The following is a 16846-nucleotide window of genomic DNA, read 5'->3' as shown; positions in this document are numbered from 1 at the left end:
ATGCACCGCAACCGCCACGCCAAAATCGTCGCCACGCTCGGCCCGGCCAGCAGCGACCGCGCCACCATCGAAGCCTTGTTCAAGGCCGGCGCCGACGTCTTTCGCCTCAACTTCAGCCACGGCAGCCACGCCGACCACAAACAACGGCTCGACATCATCCGCGCCATCGAACGCGATAGCGGCCGTCCCATCGGCGTGCTGCTCGACCTGCAAGGCCCCAAGCTGCGCCTCGGCGCGTTTGCCGACGGCCCGGTCACGCTGCAAGCCGGCGATGCCTTCCGCGTCGACATGGACCACGAACTGCTGGGCGACCAGCGCCGCGCGCCGCTGCCGCATCCGGAAATCTACGCCGCGCTGGAAGTCGGCACCGACCTGCTGATCGACGACGGGCGGGTGCGCCTGCGGGTGGAATCCTTCGGCCCGGAGCATGCCGAAACGCGCGTCATCATCGGCGGCCGTGTGTCGGATCGCAAAGGCGTCAACGTGCCGGGCGTGGTGCTGCCCATGTCCGCCATGACGCAGAAGGACCACGCCGATCTTGACTACGGCTTGAACCTGGGCGTCGACTGGATCGCACTGTCCTTCGTGCAGCGCGCCGAGGACATTGAAGAAATCAAACGCATCGTCAACGGCCGCGTGGGCATCGTCGCCAAGCTGGAAAAGCCGGCCGCCATCCACAGCCTGGAAGCCATCGTCGCCGCCAGCGATGCGGTGATGGTGGCGCGCGGCGACCTGGGTGTCGAGATGCCGCCGGAGCAGGTGCCGGCGATTCAGAAGCGCATCGTGCGCGCCTGCCGCAAGGCCGGCAAGCCGGTCATCGTCGCCACGCAGATGCTGGAATCGATGGTCGGGGCGCCAGTGCCGACACGCGCCGAAGCGTCCGACGTCGCCACCGCCATCTATGACGGCGCCGATGCGGTGATGCTGTCGGCGGAATCGGCCTCCGGCCAATATCCGCTGGACGCGGTCCGCATCATGGATTCCATCATCGCGCAGACCGAGGCCGATCCGCACTATCGCGAAACAGTGGCGGCGGGTGTCGGCAACGAAGGCGCGGCGCTGGCGTCGGACGGCATCGGCGTGGCCGTGCGCAGCGTGGCGGCGGCAATGCCGGTGGCCGCCGTGGTGGCCTACACCAGTTCCGGCTACTCCGCGCTGCGCATGGCCCGCGAGCGTCCCGGCGCGCCCATCGTCGGCATGACGCCGCGCGAAGCCATCGCGCGCAGGCTGGCGCTCTGTTGGGGCGTTTATCCGGTGCTATGCCACGAAGTGGTGGACGTGATGGAGATGAGCGAGTGGGCCTGCAGCACCGTGCAGCGCGAAGCCGTGGCGCAGGTGGGCGACACCATCGTCATCTCGGCCGGCATCCCCTTCGGCACGCCGGGCACCACCAACCTGCTGCGGATCATGCAGATAACCTAGTGTTCGTGGCGGTGGTGAATGTCCGGATAGTGCGCGTGACTGTGCCGCAGCCGCGCGTGCTGGTGCGGATGCGCATGCGGCTCCGTCCCGTCCCAGTCGAAATCATGCGTGTGCTGGTGGTGCGCGTCGTGGGAGTGCATGTGTGCGTGCGCCATCGGCAGGTGTTCATGCTCGTGGGCGTGCGACTCGGTTAGGTGCAGCCAGATGCCGCCCGCCATCAGCGCGGCGGCGATCCAGAACACCAGGTCCGGCGCCTCGCCCAGCATCAGCAGCGACAGTGCGGCGCCGGCGAAAGGCGCCATCGAAAAGTAGGCGCCGGTGCGCGCCGTGCCCAGATGGCGCAGCGCCAGCACGAACAGCACCAGGCTCAAGCCGTAGCCACAAAATCCCACCACGCCGGCCAGCAGCACGGTGCGCGTTTCCGGCAGATCTCCACCCAGCGCCAGGCCGATCGCCAGGTTGACCGAGCCGGCGGCCAGTCCCTTGATGCAGGCGATCTGCAAGGGATCGCTGGCCGACACCTTGCGCGTCAGGTTGTTGTCGATGCCCCAGCACAGGCAGGCGCCGATGATGGCGACCACGCCCCAAGGTCCGCCTTCAGCCGCCGTGTGATCCCACGACAGCAGCACGCCCGCCGCGATAATCAGCAGCATGCCGATGAAAATTCGGCGATCGAAATTCTCCTTGAAGACAAACCACGCCAGCAGCGCGGTCAGCACGCCCTCCATGTTCAGCAGCAGCGAAGCGCTGGAAGCGGAAACGCTGTGCAATCCCAGCATCAGCAGCACCGGTCCCGCCACGCCGCCTGCGGCGACAGCCGCTGCGAACCACGGCAGATCGCGCGCCGTCAGCGTCGACGGCTTGTCCTGAGCCTCGCGATTCAGCACCGCACGCACCGCATAGCAGATCGCCAGGCCGATGCCGCTGCCGAGATACAGCAGGCCCGCCAGCGCCACCGGCGGCATCTGCCCCACCAGCACTTTGGCAAACGGCGTGCTGGCGCCAAACAGGATGGCGGCAGCCAATGCGTAGATAACGCCTGTATGCATGATGGTGTCCGATAAAGAAATGGCCTTCCGAAGAAGGCCATATTCTACAGCGATATCATTTGCTGACTTCCCCGCTTACTTCGTATCCAGCTCACCGATGCGGCTCGGACGCACAATCGCCTTCGGCAGCGTGCCCGCGCGGCCGGCGGCATATGCGGCCTCGGTCACCGGCTGCACCGGTATCGACACCTTGCGCACCTTGGCCACGTCCTTGGCGGTCGTGGTGCCGCCCTGGTTGCCCCAGCTGGTCTGGATGAAGTTGACCACTTCGGCCACCTGCTGATCATTCAGCTCCTTGGCATACGGCGCCATGGTCAGCGTGGACGGCGCGGTATGCGTCCCCGGCACCGAGCCGCCGGACAGGATGATGTTGATGGCCGACGTGGCGTCCGCCGTCTGCAGCACCGCATTGCCGGCCAACGCCGGGAAGGCCTTGCCGTAGCCCATACCGTCCGAACGGTGACAGCCCGCGCACTTGTTCAGGTAAGTCAGTGCGCCAGCGGTGGCAGGCTTGCCGTTGTACAGCGCCTGCGCCGTCGTCTGATCGCTGACAAATGGCTTGGCGCTATTCGCAGCAGGAAGCGACTTCAGATAGCCGGCGATGGCGGCCAGATCGGCCTCGTTCAGATACTGCGTCGAATGCGCCACCACATCGTTCATCGCGCCGAACGACGCCGTGTGGCCGTTGCGGCCGGACCTCAGGAACGCCACGATGTCCGCATTGGTCCAGCGAGCCAGCCCGCCGCCATGCTCGTTGCGCAGCGATGGCACGCCCCAGCCGTCGATGACCTGGCCGCCGGCCAGATACACCGTGTTATCCAGCCCATTCAGCGCCTTCTCCTGCATGCCGACGCCGCGCGCGGTGTGGCATGCGCCGCAATGGCCCAGGCCTTCCACCAGATACGCGCCACGCAGCAGTTGCGCATTCGCGTCCGAGGCAGCCGGCGCCTGATACGGCTGCGGCTTCGGCGCAAACACCCAGCGCCAGATCGTCAGCGGAAAACGCATCGACAGCGGCCAGACGATGTCCGACTTGCGGTTCGGCGTCGCTGCCGGCTGCACGCCGTGCATGAAGTAGGCGTACAGCGCCTGCATGTCGGCGGTACTCAGCCGCGAATACGACGGATACGGCATCGCCGGATACACCGTGTAGCCGGCCTTGGTGACGCCGGTGCGCATCAACTTGTCGAAGTCGGCAAAGCTCCAGTCGCCAATGCCTTCCTTCATGTCCGGCGTGATGTTGGACGAATAGACCTTGCCGATCGGCGTAGACATGCCCAGGCCACCGGCAAACGGCTTGCCGCCCGCCACGCTGTGACATGCAAAGCAGTCGCCCGCACGCGCCAGGTATTCGCCCTGCTTGATCAGTTGCTGATCCACGCCTGCCGCCCAACTGGCGGAGCCGGCCAGCGCCAGCGCCAGGCCGGCGATGAGGTTCGTTAGATTAAATTTTTTGTTCATGGGCGGCTCACGCGGCAACTAGTGGACGGGGATCTTTCAGGTACTGCTCGCGGATCGCCTTGGCGCACCAGTAGGTCAGCGCGGCGGCCAGGCCGGTCGGGTTGTAGCCGATCCCCACCGGGAACACGCTCGAACCCACGGCGAAGACGTTGGACACGTCCCAGCTTTGCAGATAACGATTGAGCACACTGGTCTTCGGATCGGTGCCCATCGCCGTGCCGCCGGCCCAGTGCGTGGTCTGGTAGCTGCGCAGGTCCAGGTGATCGCCGAAGTTCTTGACCGCGACGTGGATCGATTTCGGATTCATGGCCTTGGCCACCGCCAGCATCTTGTCGGTGACGTAGCGGCTCATCTTGATGTCGTTGTCCTTCCAGTCGAAGGTGAAGCGCAACAGCTTCTGGCCGAACTGGTCGGTGTAGGTCGGATCGAGATCGACATAGCAGTCGCGGTACACCATGTTGGCGCCGTGGACGTCGAACGACACCGTGTTCGCATAGTTGTCCTTGACCGCGCGTTTCCACGCCGCGCCCCAGGCCGGCGTACCGTTCGGCACCGGAATGCCGGCAATCGGCTTGACGCCGGCCGGATTACACCATGCCGGCGAACCGCCAACGAAGCCCAGCGGTCCGTGATCGAAGTTGTCGCCGTTGTAGTCGTCCACCGCCACGCCGTTGCCGCCGGAGCCGATGAAGGGATTGATGTTCTTGTCCGGATCGAAGAACATCTGCACGGTCGACATGGTCTGGTAGGCGATGTTGCGGCCCACCACGCCTTGGCCGCTGACCGGGTCGTACGGCTTGCCGACGCCGGACACCAGGAACAGATGCGCGTTGTTGTAGGCGAAGGTGCTGGCGATCACCAGGTCGGCCGGCTGCTCGACGGTCTTGCCATCGGCGTTGACGTAGGTGACTCCGGTGGCCTTCTTCTTGCTGGCGTCCAGATTGATGCGCAGCACATTGCAGTTGGCGCGCAATTCAAAATTGCTCACCTGGCGCAGCGCCGGCATGATGTTCACCTGCGGCGACGCCTTGGAATAGTTATAGCACGCGAAGCCCGAGCAGTAGCCGCAGAAATTACACGGTCCCATCTGGCAGCCATACGGATTGGTGTACGGGCCGGAAGCATTCGACGACGGCGCCACGAACGGATGCAGGCCGACTTCCGCTGCCGCCTTCTGGAACAGGTGCGCGGTGTACGGCACTTTTTGCGGCGGCAGCGCGTAATGGTCCGAGCGGCTCGGTTCGAAGAAGTTGCCTTCGCCGACCACCTTGCCGTTGACGCGATAAGCCACGCCCGAGGTGCCGAACACTTTTTCGACAAAATCGAAATGCGGCTCCAGCTCCTCATAGGTGACACCGAAGTCCTGGATGGTCATGCCTTCCGGGATGAACTTCTTGCCGTAGCGTTTTTCGTAGTGCGACTTCAGTTGCAGCTCTTCCGGCAGCACGCGCCAGTGCTGGCCAGACCAGTGCAGGCCGGCGCCGCCAACGCCGGTGCCCGGCTTGAACGCGCCGATCTGGCGGTAAGGCACGGCCACGCCGCCCACATCGTGGCGGAAGGTGAAGGAACTCTTGGACATGTCCTGGAACAGCTTGGAGCGCTGGATGTAGGTCAGCTCGTCCAGCGTTTTCGGATAGGCGCCGTCCGGATAGGTATCGCGGTACTCGCCGCGCTCCAGCGCCAGCACTTCCATGCCGGCCTCGGTCAGTTCCTTGGCCATGATGGCGCCGGTCCAGCCGAAGCCGACAATGACAACCTCGACTTTTTTCAGTGTGATATCTGCCATGGGGATTCCTTAAGCGATCGAGGCAGGCGGCAGCGGATAGTGCTTGCCGTATTGCTCGACCCAGTCCATATAGTCGCCGCGCGCGCCGGGGAAATTGATCATGCGCCACGCCGCCATGTCCTTGTTGCCACCGTGGACGGGATCGCTGAAATAGCCTTCACGGGTGTTCTGCAACAGCTGGCCGAAGAAGACCGCCGGCGGCACCTCGCCGATGGCCAGCGTGCCCTTCTCCAGTTCGCCGATGACGGCGTCCTGCTGCGCCGCATCCAGTGCGGCGAAGCCCTTGCCCAGCTTCTGCTGGGTGGCCGTGTTCAGGCCGGCCAGCGCGCTGCGGTACAAATCGCGCGGCGCCATGTGGAACTGGTAGCCGAACTCCGGCGGCGATGCCACGAACGGCGCCTGCATGAACCACAGCTTGCCGTAGGCATACGGCGTGTTCATTTGCAGGTCGATGAATTCATGCACGCCCGCCTCCAGCGCGCTGGGGCCGTCGCTGTTCGGCGGGATCAGCCGCTGGACCAGCGCCATCAGCGTTTGCCATTCCACGTCGGTGAAATAGGCGGGACGATACGCCTCCGCCGGTGACACGCTGGCCGCCACGCCGACGCCCGCGCCGGCGATCAGCGCCACTGCCGGCGCCGCCGTCACAGCCTTGCGCAGGAAGTTGCGCCGATGCGGAGAGATGCCAATAACTTTCATGATTAGCCTTTCTGATTGTATAAAATCTGTTCTTATTTGATCTTAATTTGTGCAATGATACTCGTAATTCAGTATTTTTGTACATTGATGAAATAATGTGTACCGAGCAGATTCTGTCGAAAGACGTGCTTAACCACTGTGCGGTGGCTACAATAGCGCCGCAACCAGAGCCAACATTTACATCATGGATACATCGCACACCACCCAGGGTTCCTTCGCCGCCGGCACGCTGGGCGAGCGGGTCGCCGCCGCACTGCGCAAGAAAATCCGCGACGACGCGCTGGCTGTCGGCACCCGTTTGCCGTCGGAACAGGCGATGGCGAGCCACTTCCAGGTCAGCCGCAACATCGTGCGCGAGGCCATCGCATTGCTGAAGAAGGAAGGCATCCTCGATACCCGCAAGGGCAGCGGCGCGTTCGTGCACCGGTTGCCGGAAGCGGAGTCGGATGCGCTGACGGCGCGCTCCATCGAATCGCTGCTGAACCTGATTGAAGTGCGGCGCGGGCTGGAAGGCGAAACGGCGGCGCTGGCGGCATTGCGCCGCACGCCCGGTCAATTGCTGGAACTGGAACGCGCCCTGCAAAGCATCGAGGTGGCGGTGGCGAATGGCCAGGACGGCGTGGCGGAAGATTTTCGCTTCCACCTGCTGATTGCGCAGGCGACCGGCAACAGCGCCTGGTCGACGCTGGTGGAAATGTTTGCCGCGCCGATCCGCTCGGCGGTGCAGGTGACGCGCGCCAACGAAGCGCGGCGCGCGGAACTGGCGGAACAGGTATTGAACGAGCACCGCCAGATCCTGGCGGCCATCAGCGCCGGCTCACCGGAACAGGCGCGCGCGGCGGCGATCGAGCACATGCAGCAAGCCGCCAACCGCGTGCGCCAGGCCGACCGCGAGTTCTGGCAAGGCGACGGCGGCGCGCTGGCGCGTCAGATCATTTGATGACGGCCTTGGCGACTTCCTTCGGCGTCAGGTATTTTTCCAGCACCCGCTTGACGAAGCCGTCTTTCTGCATCGACTTCACCACGCCTTCCCACGCCTGCAACTGATCGGCGGAGAAATTCTTGCGCGAGAACGCCAGCGTGCGCAGCGGCGCGGTCTCGTCGGGGAACCAGTCGATGATCTCGACACGGTTCTGCATGTCCAGGTCGGCCAGTTCCTTTTCATACTGCAGGGGAATCGCAAACATCGCGTCGAAGCGGCCGGAACCCAGCATGCGGAACGCGGTGGTCGGCGAAGCGCCCTGCTCCAGCCGGCGCTCGCGCTCCATGCGCGCCACCCATTGGTCCCGTTCACCGCCATAGTTCACGCCGCGCACGGCGCCGAAGCGCAGCGCCGGACGCGCCGCAAAGGCGTTGGCGGTCTTGATGCCGGCCGCCGTATCGCGCCGCAGCACGATGGCGAAGCGCTGCTGCATATAGGGGACGAAAAACGCGTAGCTGTCGCGCTGGTGGTTGACCAGGGCGGCGGTGACAATATCGACCTGGCCAGCCTGCAACATGGCATAGGCGCGCGCGCGTGGCGGCGTCAGGGCTTCGATGCGGCAGCCGGAACGCCGGACCAGCTCCGCCACCAGCTCGCGGTCGACACCCTTGTCGCCAAAAGACAGATAGCCGGTTTCATAAAACGCCACCCGCAGCGGCGCGGCTGGGCATGGCGCTGCGGCATGCGCGGCGCATGTGGTCAGTGCAAGGCTCAGCGTTACAACGGAAAACGTCAGACGGCTGGCAGGCATGGTTCCCCTATTTTTCGGCGGCGGTCGCATTCGTCAATTGCTGCTGCGCCAGCACGCTGTACAGCGGCGCGCTGATGACGCGCGAGAGGGTGCGCGCCACCATCGCGCAAGCCATCAGGCTCAGCACCATTGAATGGCCATCCACCATCTCCATCACGATGATAAACGAAGTCAGCGGCGCCTGGGTGGCGGCGGCCAGGAAGCCGACCATACCCAGGGCGATCAGCGCGGTGGCGTGCGGCGAATGCAGCAGCAGTGCGATGTCGTTGCCGATCGCCGCGCCGATGGCCAGCGATGGCGCGAAAATCCCCGCCGGCACGCCGGACCAGGTGGTCAGCCAGGTGGCGACAAACTTCAGCAGCAGGAACAGCGCCGGCAAGGTCTCCTGCCCCGCCACCATGTGGCGCGTGTGGCCGTAGCCGCTGCCGAAGGTGGCGCCGGCCGACACGTAGCCGATCAGCGCCACCAGCAGGCCGCAGACGGCGGCGAACAGCACCGGCCGGGCGCCGCGCAGGCGCGACATCAGGTCGCGCCCCTTGCCGCCCAGCGAAGCTTGCAGCAGCCGCGAAAACACGCCGCCCAGCAGGCCGCTGGCGACGGCGACCAGCAGCCCCGGCAGCAGCAGCGACAGGTCGATGCCGCTGGCATGGATGATCCCGAAATAGGTGGCGTTGCCGTACACCGACACCGCCATCAACCCGGCCAGCACGATGGCCGACATCAGCAGGCCGCTGCTGCGCTGCTCCGGCGTGCGCGACAATTCTTCGATGGCAAACATGATGCCGGCCAGCGGCGTGTTGAAGGCGGCGGCGATGCCTGCGGCGCCGCCGGCCACCAGCAGGCCGTGCGTGCTGATGGCCGAGCGCTCCGGCAACCAGCGGCGCGCGGTCAGCATGATGCCGGCCGCGACCTGCACCGACGGCCCTTCCCGGCCCAGCGACAGGCCGGCCAGCAGCCCCCAGGTCGTCAGTCCGACCTTGGCCAGGCTGAGTTTCAGTGACACCAGCCTGTTTTGCACCGGCGCCGACGCCAGCGGATCGAGCGCCGCCATCACTTGCGGAATGCCCGATCCGGCCGCCGCCGCGAAATAGCGCCGCGTGACCCAGACGATGGCCGCCGTGCACAGCGGCGTCCACAGCAGCGCGATCCAGGGACGGAAGCGGAACGCCTGCATGAACAATTCCAGTGCCTGCTCGCCCAGCCAGGTGAAGGCGACGATGGTCAGGCCGGCGACACAGGCAGCCGCCACGACAATGCCGCGCGTGGCCCAGATGCGCCAATCGCGGAATTCGCGGTTAAAGGACGAGGTGATGTCGTGCCGGGTTTTCATAGGAGAGCAAAATATATTTGTACAAATATACTTTGCTTTATTCCAGACTGTCAATTGAGCTATCATCCTGCCCATGCAAGCGAATCAACCTCCCCCATCCGAGGCAGCGCCGGCCACGCGGGTGCTGCGCCAGTTCCGCGTGGTCTTCAATGCGGTCAAGACCCATTTCCGCAACGTTGAAAAAACGGCCGGCATCGGCGGCTCGCAATTGTGGGCACTCAGCGTGATCCAGCAGCAGCCGGGCATCGGCGTCAACGGCCTGGCGCGCGCGCTGGATATTCACCAGACCACCGCCAGCAACCTGGTCAAGGCGCTGGTGGCGCAAGGCTTGATCGAACAGTCCAAGGACGGCGCCGACCGGCGCGCAGTCGCCATGACGCTCTCCCCTGCCGGCGAAGCCAGCCTGCGCAAGGCGCCGATGCCGTTTGCCGGCGTGCTGCCGGATGCGCTGGCATCGATGGACGCCGCCACGCTGGCGCGCATGGAACAGGATCTGAATACGCTGATCCTGGCGCTGGAGGCCGGCAACGCCGGCGCCGATACGCCGCTGTCCGACCTGTAGTTACCAGGCCAGCGCGCGCGGCCCCGCCAGCGCGCCGATGGCGCTGGAAATCAGGATCCCCAGCAGATACCACGAGCCGACAAACACCGCACTCATCTCCGGGCAGTGCAGGCAATACACCAGCGCCGCCGAGGCGCCGGCGGCGAATCCCGCCGCCGCGCCGGCCAGGCGCAGCCGTGTCGGCGCCAGGCCGCGCATGATGCGCAGCGCGGCGGCCAGCATGGGCAGCGACAGCAACGCAATCAGGAACGGGCAGTAGCGCCAGGTGCGGCCCCAGAACAGCGCCTCGCGAAATTCCGGCGACGTCTGCCAGAACACGGCCGCCGCCGCCAGCCAGACCGCCAGCACCGGCGCAGCCAGGTACAGCGGCAGCCTGGCCGTTCTGGCGCCGGGCGCGGCCAGGCGTTTGACCGCCAGCCAGCCAGCCCAGGCCGCCGCAGCTGAAAAACCGACCTTGAGCCAGAAGGCCGGCAACGCCGCCGCCTGCGCCAGGTCGGGCCGCACGCCCAGCAGCGCCAGCATCAACAGGACGCAGGCCAGCAGGCCGCCCAGCAGCGGCAGGACGGTGGCGCGCGCCGGCCGCGCGGCAACGCCGACGTCCGGCCCGCTGGACAACATTGTGATCAAGTCATCTGTCTTCATAGTGCATCTTTCAAGATCGCGGCCAGGGCTTTCAAGCCGCGATGTACCGATACTTTGATGTCGGCCTCCGACATGCGCAACAGGCCCGCCGCCTCGCGCACCGACAGGCCATCCAGCTTGGTATGAATAATGGCGTCGCGCTGCTTGTCCGGCAGTTTGGCCAGCAGCGTGGCCAGGTCGCGGCGCGCATCGCCGGCCGCTTCGTCGGCGCTGGAAAACAGCGCGCTCTCGCCTTCGCTCACCTCGTCCAAAGGATCATGCAGGCTGTCGCGCCGGGCGTGGCGGCGCAGCCAGTCGACCAGCTTGTAGCGGGCAATGGCGTAGACCCAGGCCGTCAGCGGCACGCCGGTGTCGTAGCTGAGGCGCTGGTTGTGGATCGCCAGCAGCGACTCCTGGACCAGGTCTTCCACCTCGTCCGGCCAGCGGCTCAGGCGCCGCCGCAGGAAGGCGCGCAAATGCGTCGCCGTCGCCTGCAGGAAGCGGCGATAGGCCAGGGCGTCGCCCTCCAGGCCTTGCAGGAACAAGGCATGCAGGCGTAGTTCGGTACTGCGTAAAGGATCCACCTCTGATATTCGTTGCATCGCGGCCTAAGGTTACAGCGTTGGCAAAATAAATTTTATGCGAGCGCCGTGTAACCAATTTCCCGCCTGCTGCGAACTCACTGTTACTGCGGCGCCGTCGCACGACTTCTGCTGTTTAACTTCACTGAGGAACCATCATGAAAAAAATCACCGCCACCTTGATCGCCGCCTGCCTGATGCTGTCCGGCGCCGTCTACGCTCAGGATGCCATGAAAAAGCCCGAGCAAAAGGAAAAAATGGCGAAGGACGACATGAAGAAAGACAAGATGGCCAAGAAGGAGATGAAAAAAGACGAGATGAAGAAGGACGAGATGGCCAAGGATGCGATGAAAAAGTAAGCGCACCGCCATGTCGCTCGCCATTTCCACTGGCGCATCGCCGGCAGCCTCCTCCGCGTATGGCGGCGGCGGCCCGTCCGCTGCCAGCCTGCAGGCGCAATTGCAGCGCTATCAGCAGCAGTTGTCGGATTGCGTGAACTGCGCGTCGGCCAAGACGCCGAAGGGCAAGCAGGATATTCAGGCCATTTCGGCGCGCATCAGCCAGATCGAACAGCGGATTGCGCAAGCGGATGGCTCCGGCGCCAGGGCGGCGCCGGACGCGCCGTCGCCAGCCTCGGCCCCGGCGGCTTCGGCTTCAGGCAATTTAATCGATGTGTTTGCCTGATCAGGCGAGCGCGTCGCGCGGCGTATGGCCGGCCAGCACATCGGCCACATTGTCCAGCGCGCGGTGGCCCATGGCTGCCCGCGTTTCGACCGTGGCCGTGCCCATGTGCGGCGTCATGAAGACGTTCTGCAGCTGCTGGAAGCGCAAATCGTATTCCGGCTCGGCGCGGAACACATCCAGGCCGGCGGCGGCCAGCTGACCGCTCTCCAGCGCCGCGACCAGATCGTCTTCGTTGACCAGCGAGCCGCGCGAGGTGTTGACCAGCGCCGAGCCGCGCGGCAGCAGCGCCAGCATGCCGGCGTCGATGGAACCGTTGGAAGCGGCGTCGCCCGGCGCGTGCAGCGACAGGATCTGGCAATGCGGCAGCATGGCGCGCACGTCGCTGTAATAGACGGCGCCCTGCTCCAGCTCCGGCTCCAGGCGGCGCCGGTTGTGGTACAGCACCTTGACGCCGAAGGCGGCCGCCCGCTTCGCCACCGCCCGGCCGATGCGGCCCATGCCGATGATGCCCAGCGTCTTGCCATGAAAGTCCAGGCCCAGCATGTCGCTCAGGCCGAAACGCTCGCGCCAGCCGCGTTCCATGATGGCGGCGTACTCACGGCCGCGCCGCAGCGCGCCCAGCATCAGGAACAGCGCCAGGTCGGCGGTGGCTTCGGTCACCACATCCGGCGTGTTGGTGACGAAAATCCCGCGCGCCCTGGCTGCGGCCACGTCGATATGCTCGTGGCCCACGCTGCAGGTCGCGATCAGCTTGACGTTCGCCGGCAACTGGTCGATGGCGGCGGCGTCGAAGCGGATACGGCTGGAAATCAGCACCGCGTTCAGGGACGGCGTGTTCTTCAGCGCGTCGATGGTTTGCGCCACCGTCAGCTGGGCGTCCTGCGACGCGATGACGCCAAACTCGTGCTGCGCGCGGTCGATCAGCGGCTGTATCAACGGGGTGGCGCAAAGCAGGCGTGCGGTCATACGTTCTGTCTCCTGGCGGGTACCACGGTTGGGGCGGCGACAGGCACGATGACGGCCTCGCCGGCAAACGCGCGTTTCATCTGCTCGATGTCCAGCGCGCCTTCCCATTTTGACACGGCGATGGTGGCAATGCCATTGCCGATCAGATTGGTCACGGCGCGCGCCTCGTTCAGGAAGCGGTCGACGCCGACCAGCAGCACCAAGCCGGACAGCGGAATCTTGTGCATCGACGCCAGGCTCGCGGCCAGCGCCACGAAGCCGGCCCCGGCCACGCCGGCCGAACCTTTCGAGGTCAGCAGCATCACGCCCAGAATCCCGAGCTGGTCCCAGACGGTGATGTCGACATTGGTGGCCTGGGCGATGAAGATGGCGGCCATGGTCAGGTAGATGGCGGTGCCGTCGGCATTGAAGGTGTAGCCGGTCGGCAGCACCAGGCCCACCACTTTTTTCTGGCAGCCCATGGCTTCCATCTTCAGCATCATCTGCGGCAGCACGGCCTCGGTCGACGCCGTGCCCATCACGATCAGGATTTCATTCTTGATGTATTTCAGGAAGCCCCACAGCGGCACGCGGCAATAGCGCATCACCGTGCCCAGCACCAGCACCACGAACAGGAAGCAGGTCAGGTACACCGCGATCATCAGCTCGGCAAACGAGTTCAGCGTGCCGATACCGTACTTGGCAATGGTGAAGGCGATGCCGCCAAACGCGCCGATCGGCGCCAGGTGCATGACGATGCGCACCACGCCGAACATGCCGTGCAAGAACATATCCAGGCCATCGACCAGCGGCGCGACCTTGTTGCCGAGGCGGTTCAAGGCAAACGAGAACAGCAGCGAGAACAGAATGATCTGCAGCATATTGCCCTGCGCGAAAGAGCCGACCACGCTGTCCGGCACGATATTCATCAGGAATTCCAGCGTGGTGTGGTGCTGGGCCGCCGCGGCATAGGTCTTGATGGAGGCGGTGTCGATCTGCGCCGCGTCGATGTTCATGCCGACGCCCGGCTTCATGACGTTGACCACGATCAGGCCGAACACCAGCGCCAGCGTCGAGCAGATTTCGAAATACAGCATGGCCTTGGCGCCGACCCGTCCGGTCTCCTTGACGCTGCCCATGCGCGAAATGCCGACCACCACCGAGGCGAAGATGATCGGCGCCAGCAGCATCTTGATGAGTTTGATGAACAGGTCGCCGAGCGGCTTGAGCTCGACGCCGATATTGGGATAGAAATGTCCGACCAGGACGCCGGCGGTCAGGCCGACAATAACTTGGATATAGAGTGTGGAAGCCAGCTTTTTGAAACGTTGCGCATTCATGGAATCTCCTCCAGCGAAACAGAAAATGGCCATGCGCCGGCTCTGCGGCCGGTTTGCATGGCGGGTGTGAAGCTCCTTGCGCGTTATTCGGCGAGTTTTTTCATCTCGACGTACAGGTCGGCCTTGCCTTCGAAGCCGATGCCCGGCAGGTCCGGCATGGTGATGTAGCCGTTGTCGACCTTGACGCCGTCCGGGAAGCCGCCGTATGGCTGGAACAGGTCCGGATACGATTCATTGCCGCCCAGGCCCAGGCCGGCCGCGATGTTCAGCGACATCTGGTGACCGCCGTGCGGGATGCAGCGTTCCGGCGACCAGCCGTGTTCGCGCAGCATGTCCAGCGTGCGCAGGTACTCGACCAGGCCGTAGCTCAGCGCGCAGTCGAATTGCAGCCAGTCGCGGTCCGAGCGCATGCCGCCGTAGCGGATCAGGTTGCGCGCGTCCTGCATCGAGAACAAGTCCTCGCCGGTGGCCATCGGATTCTTGTAGTAGTTGCGCAGCGTGGCTTGCAGTTCGTAGTCCAGCGGATCGCCTGGTTCCTCGTACCAGAACAGGTCGTATTGCGACAGCGCCTTGGCGTACTTCACGGCGGTGTCGAGGTCGAAGCGGCCATTGGCGTCCACCGCCAGTTTCTGGCCGTCGCCCAGCACGCTCAGGATCGAGTCGATGCGGCGCAGGTCTTCGTCCAGCGAGGCGCCGCCGATTTTCTTCTTGACCACCGTGTAGCCGCGGTCGATGTAGCTGCGCATCTCGTCCTTCAGCTTGCCGTGGTCCTGGCCCGGGTAGTAGTAGCCGCCGGCGGCGTAGACGAAGATCTTGCGGTCCGGCGTGCCGTTGCCGTAGCGGTCGGCCAGCAGCTGGAACAGCGGCTTGCCTTCGATCTTGGCGACCGCATCCCAGATCGCCATGTCGATAGTGCCGATGGCCACCGAGCGCTCGCCGTGGCCGCCCGGTTTTTCGTTGGTGAACATGCAGTTCCAGATCTTGTGCGGATCGAGGTTGGTGCCGGCGTCGTTGACCAGCGTGGCAGGATCGGCTTCCAGGATACGCGGGATGAAACGCTCGCGCATCAGCGTGCCCTGGCCGTAGCGGCCGTTCGAGTTGAAGCCGTAGCCGATGACCGGCTTGCCGTCGCGAATCACGTCGGTCACCACCGCCACCAGGCTCAGCGTCATCTTGCTGAAGTCGATATAGGCGTTACGAATAGGTGAGCTGATCGGTACGGTTTTTTCGCGGATTTCAACGATTCTCATTGCAGTCTCCAGTTGTGAAGCCGTTAGCTTACTCTTGAATTTAACTGTTAAAATTAACTTAGATTGAAACCTTTATTCACTTTAAATGAAAAATGACACCGCGCCGGACCTGACCTTCTTCGTGCTGCTGGCCAAGCTGAGCAGCATGACGGCGACCGCCCGCGAACTGGGCATCACGCCGCCGGCCGTCACCAAGCGGCTCAGTCTGATGGAGCAGCGGCTGGGGGTGCGGCTGGTCAACCGCACCACGCGCCGCATCAGCCTGACCAACGAAGGGGAAGCCTACCTGTCGCAGGCGACGCAGATCCTGAACCAGATCCGCGAGATGGAGGAATCGGTGTCGAGCAGCCGCGCCGCGCCGAAAGGCCTGCTGCGCATCAACGGCACGCCGGGCTTCGGCCGTACCCGCATCGCCCCCATCGTCTCGCGCTTCGCCCATGCCTATCCGGAAGTGGAAGTGGAACTGCACCTGACCGACCGGCCGATCAGCCTGGTGGAGGAAGCCTACGACTTGGCGATCCGTTTCGGCGAGCTGCCGGACACGCGGCTGACCGCGCGCAAGCTGATGGCCAACAGGCGTTTCCTGTGCGCCTCACCGGCCTACCTGAAGAAGCATGGCGAACCGAAGACGCCGGCCGACCTGCACCACCACCGCTGCATCCTGCACCGCCAGAACGACGACGTCTACGGCACCTGGCGCCTGCTGAAGGGCAAGACCGAGGAACTGGTGAAGGTGCGCGGCGCGGTCTCCAGCAACGACGGCGACATCGTCATGAACTGGGCGCTGGACGGGCAAGGCATCGTCCAGCGTTCCGAATGGGACGTGGCCAAATACCTGGCAAGCGGCCGCTTGAAAGAAATCATGCAGGGCTACACGCTGCCGGACGCCGACCTCTACCTGTACTACCTGACCCGCAGCAACCTGCCGGCCAAGGTGCGCGCCTTCATCGATTTCCTGGCCGAGGAGTTCCGCTCGTAGCGGCAGTTTTCTGACAGATTTGTAATTTTGGCGACAGCGAGGCGTTGGCGGCAGCCCGCTAAAGTGGCGCCATGAATACTTTCCCACGCCCATCGATCTTGTTCTGCGCCGCCCTGCTGGCCGGCTGCGCGGTCGGCCCGGACTACGTCAGGCCGGCCATGGACATCCCCGCCGCCTACCGCGAAGCCGGTCCGTGGACCGCCGCCCAGCCGGCCACCGCCGACGACCAGTCCGCCTGGTGGAACGCCTTCAACGACCCGGTGCTGGACGATCTGGTGCGCCAGGCCAACCTCGCCAACCAGACGGTGGCACAGGCCGAAGCCCAGTACCGCCAGGCACTGGCCCTGGCCGATGCCGCCCGCGCCGGCCTGACGCCCACCGTGGCGGCCGGCGCCGCCAGCAGC

The 16846-nt window shown here is 64.8% G+C and carries 17 protein-coding genes and 1 pseudogene; 7 read left to right on the top strand and 11 right to left on the bottom strand.

Annotated elements, in window-relative coordinates; all coding sequences use genetic code 11:
• Positions 1–1422, top strand: a complete 1422-nt coding sequence (gene pyk / locus GJ698_RS27975; RefSeq protein ID WP_154361133.1) for a pyruvate kinase — start codon at positions 1–3, stop codon at positions 1420–1422.
• Here the strand turns inward: pyk and GJ698_RS27970 are convergent.
• From GJ698_RS27970 to GJ698_RS27955, 4 genes are all read right to left on the bottom strand, one after another.
• Positions 1419–2471: a DMT family transporter gene (locus GJ698_RS27970; RefSeq protein ID WP_154361132.1), complete on the bottom strand. Its 1053-nt coding sequence runs from the start codon at positions 2469–2471 to the stop codon at positions 1419–1421. The two genes, pyk and GJ698_RS27970, sit on opposite strands and share 4 nt — an antisense overlap.
• Positions 2472–2546: 75 nt before the next feature.
• Positions 2547–3932 (bottom strand): cytochrome c, encoded by a 1386-nt coding sequence (locus GJ698_RS27965; RefSeq protein WP_154361131.1) that lies wholly within the window; start codon positions 3930–3932, stop codon positions 2547–2549.
• A 7-nt stretch (positions 3933–3939) separates the two neighbouring features.
• Positions 3940–5718 carry a GMC family oxidoreductase gene (locus GJ698_RS27960; protein WP_154361130.1) on the bottom strand — a complete coding sequence of 593 codons (1779 nt, stop codon included), beginning with the start codon at positions 5716–5718 and terminating at the stop codon, positions 3940–3942.
• Between the two features lie 9 nt (positions 5719–5727).
• A complete protein-coding gene (locus tag GJ698_RS27955) occupies positions 5728–6417 on the bottom strand; it encodes a gluconate 2-dehydrogenase subunit 3 family protein (protein WP_154361129.1) in 690 nt (229 codons plus the stop codon).
• A 184-nt stretch (positions 6418–6601) separates the two neighbouring features.
• Between GJ698_RS27955 and GJ698_RS27950 the strand changes: the two genes are divergently transcribed.
• Positions 6602–7357 carry a FadR/GntR family transcriptional regulator gene (locus tag GJ698_RS27950; protein ID WP_154361128.1) on the top strand — a complete coding sequence of 252 codons (756 nt, stop codon included), beginning with the start codon at positions 6602–6604 and terminating at the stop codon, positions 7355–7357.
• On the opposite strand, the gene GJ698_RS27945 is transcribed toward GJ698_RS27950, so the two are convergent.
• Positions 7350–8150: a substrate-binding periplasmic protein gene (locus tag GJ698_RS27945; protein ID WP_166454955.1), complete on the bottom strand. Its 801-nt coding sequence runs from the start codon at positions 8148–8150 to the stop codon at positions 7350–7352. The two genes, GJ698_RS27950 and GJ698_RS27945, sit on opposite strands and share 8 nt — an antisense overlap.
• Before the next feature lie 7 nt (positions 8151–8157).
• Positions 8158–9480: a chloride channel protein gene (locus tag GJ698_RS27940; RefSeq protein ID WP_154361126.1), complete on the bottom strand. Its 1323-nt coding sequence runs from the start codon at positions 9478–9480 to the stop codon at positions 8158–8160.
• Positions 9481–9553: 73 nt separating this feature from the next.
• Between GJ698_RS27940 and GJ698_RS27935 the strand changes: the two genes are divergently transcribed.
• On the top strand, positions 9554–10042 hold the full coding sequence (locus tag GJ698_RS27935; protein WP_154361125.1) for a MarR family winged helix-turn-helix transcriptional regulator: 489 nt from the start codon (positions 9554–9556) through the stop codon (positions 10040–10042).
• Here GJ698_RS27935 and GJ698_RS27930 read toward each other — a convergent pair whose 3' ends face one another.
• Both GJ698_RS27930 and GJ698_RS27925 read right to left on the bottom strand, forming a co-directional pair.
• A complete protein-coding gene (locus GJ698_RS27930; protein ID WP_229260199.1) occupies positions 10043–10660 on the bottom strand; it encodes a DUF1109 domain-containing protein in 618 nt (205 codons plus the stop codon). It lies immediately after the preceding gene.
• 20 nt (positions 10661–10680) lie between these two features.
• Entirely contained in the window at positions 10681–11265 is a 585-nt protein-coding gene (locus tag GJ698_RS27925; protein WP_154361123.1) for a sigma-70 family RNA polymerase sigma factor, read from the bottom strand.
• A gap of 137 nt (positions 11266–11402) precedes the next feature.
• Here GJ698_RS27925 and GJ698_RS27920 point away from each other — a divergent pair, with 137 nt between their 5' ends.
• Positions 11403–11603: a pentapeptide MXKDX repeat protein gene (locus tag GJ698_RS27920; RefSeq protein ID WP_154361122.1), complete on the top strand. Its 201-nt coding sequence runs from the start codon at positions 11403–11405 to the stop codon at positions 11601–11603.
• Between the two features lie 10 nt (positions 11604–11613).
• On the top strand, positions 11614–11928 hold the full coding sequence (locus GJ698_RS27915; protein ID WP_154361121.1) for a FlxA-like family protein: 315 nt from the start codon (positions 11614–11616) through the stop codon (positions 11926–11928).
• On the opposite strand, the gene GJ698_RS27910 is transcribed toward GJ698_RS27915, so the two are convergent.
• The 3 genes from GJ698_RS27910 to GJ698_RS27900 all read right to left on the bottom strand — a co-directional run bounded on the left by GJ698_RS27910 (position 11929) and on the right by GJ698_RS27900 (position 15463).
• Complete coding sequence (locus tag GJ698_RS27910) at positions 11929–12894, bottom strand: 2-hydroxyacid dehydrogenase (protein WP_154361120.1); 966 nt, start codon at positions 12892–12894, stop codon at positions 11929–11931.
• Entirely contained in the window at positions 12891–14213 is a 1323-nt protein-coding gene (gene dctA, locus GJ698_RS27905) for a C4-dicarboxylate transporter DctA (RefSeq protein WP_154361119.1), read from the bottom strand. Before dctA ends, GJ698_RS27910 begins: the two co-directional genes overlap by 4 nt.
• Before the next feature lie 83 nt (positions 14214–14296).
• Positions 14297–15463 carry a mandelate racemase/muconate lactonizing enzyme family protein gene (locus GJ698_RS27900; protein WP_154361118.1) on the bottom strand — a complete coding sequence of 389 codons (1167 nt, stop codon included), beginning with the start codon at positions 15461–15463 and terminating at the stop codon, positions 14297–14299.
• 85 nt (positions 15464–15548) lie between these two features.
• On the opposite strand from GJ698_RS27900, the gene GJ698_RS27895 reads away from it, so the two are divergent.
• The gene (locus tag GJ698_RS27895) at positions 15549–16442 is read left to right on the top strand and encodes a LysR family transcriptional regulator (RefSeq protein ID WP_154361117.1); all 894 of its coding nucleotides are present in this window, start codon (positions 15549–15551) and stop codon (positions 16440–16442) included.
• Between the two features lie 71 nt (positions 16443–16513).
• Positions 16514–16846 (top strand): annotated as a pseudogene (locus GJ698_RS27890) (RND transporter); the annotation flags it as partial.

Origin of the sequence: Duganella aquatilis, assembly GCF_009674565.1 — a bacterium.
Lineage (GTDB): Bacteria > Pseudomonadota > Gammaproteobacteria > Burkholderiales > Burkholderiaceae_D > Rugamonas > Rugamonas aquatilis.
The sequence above is the reverse complement of the archived record's forward strand: the minus strand, read 5'-3'. Positions and strand labels throughout refer to the sequence as shown.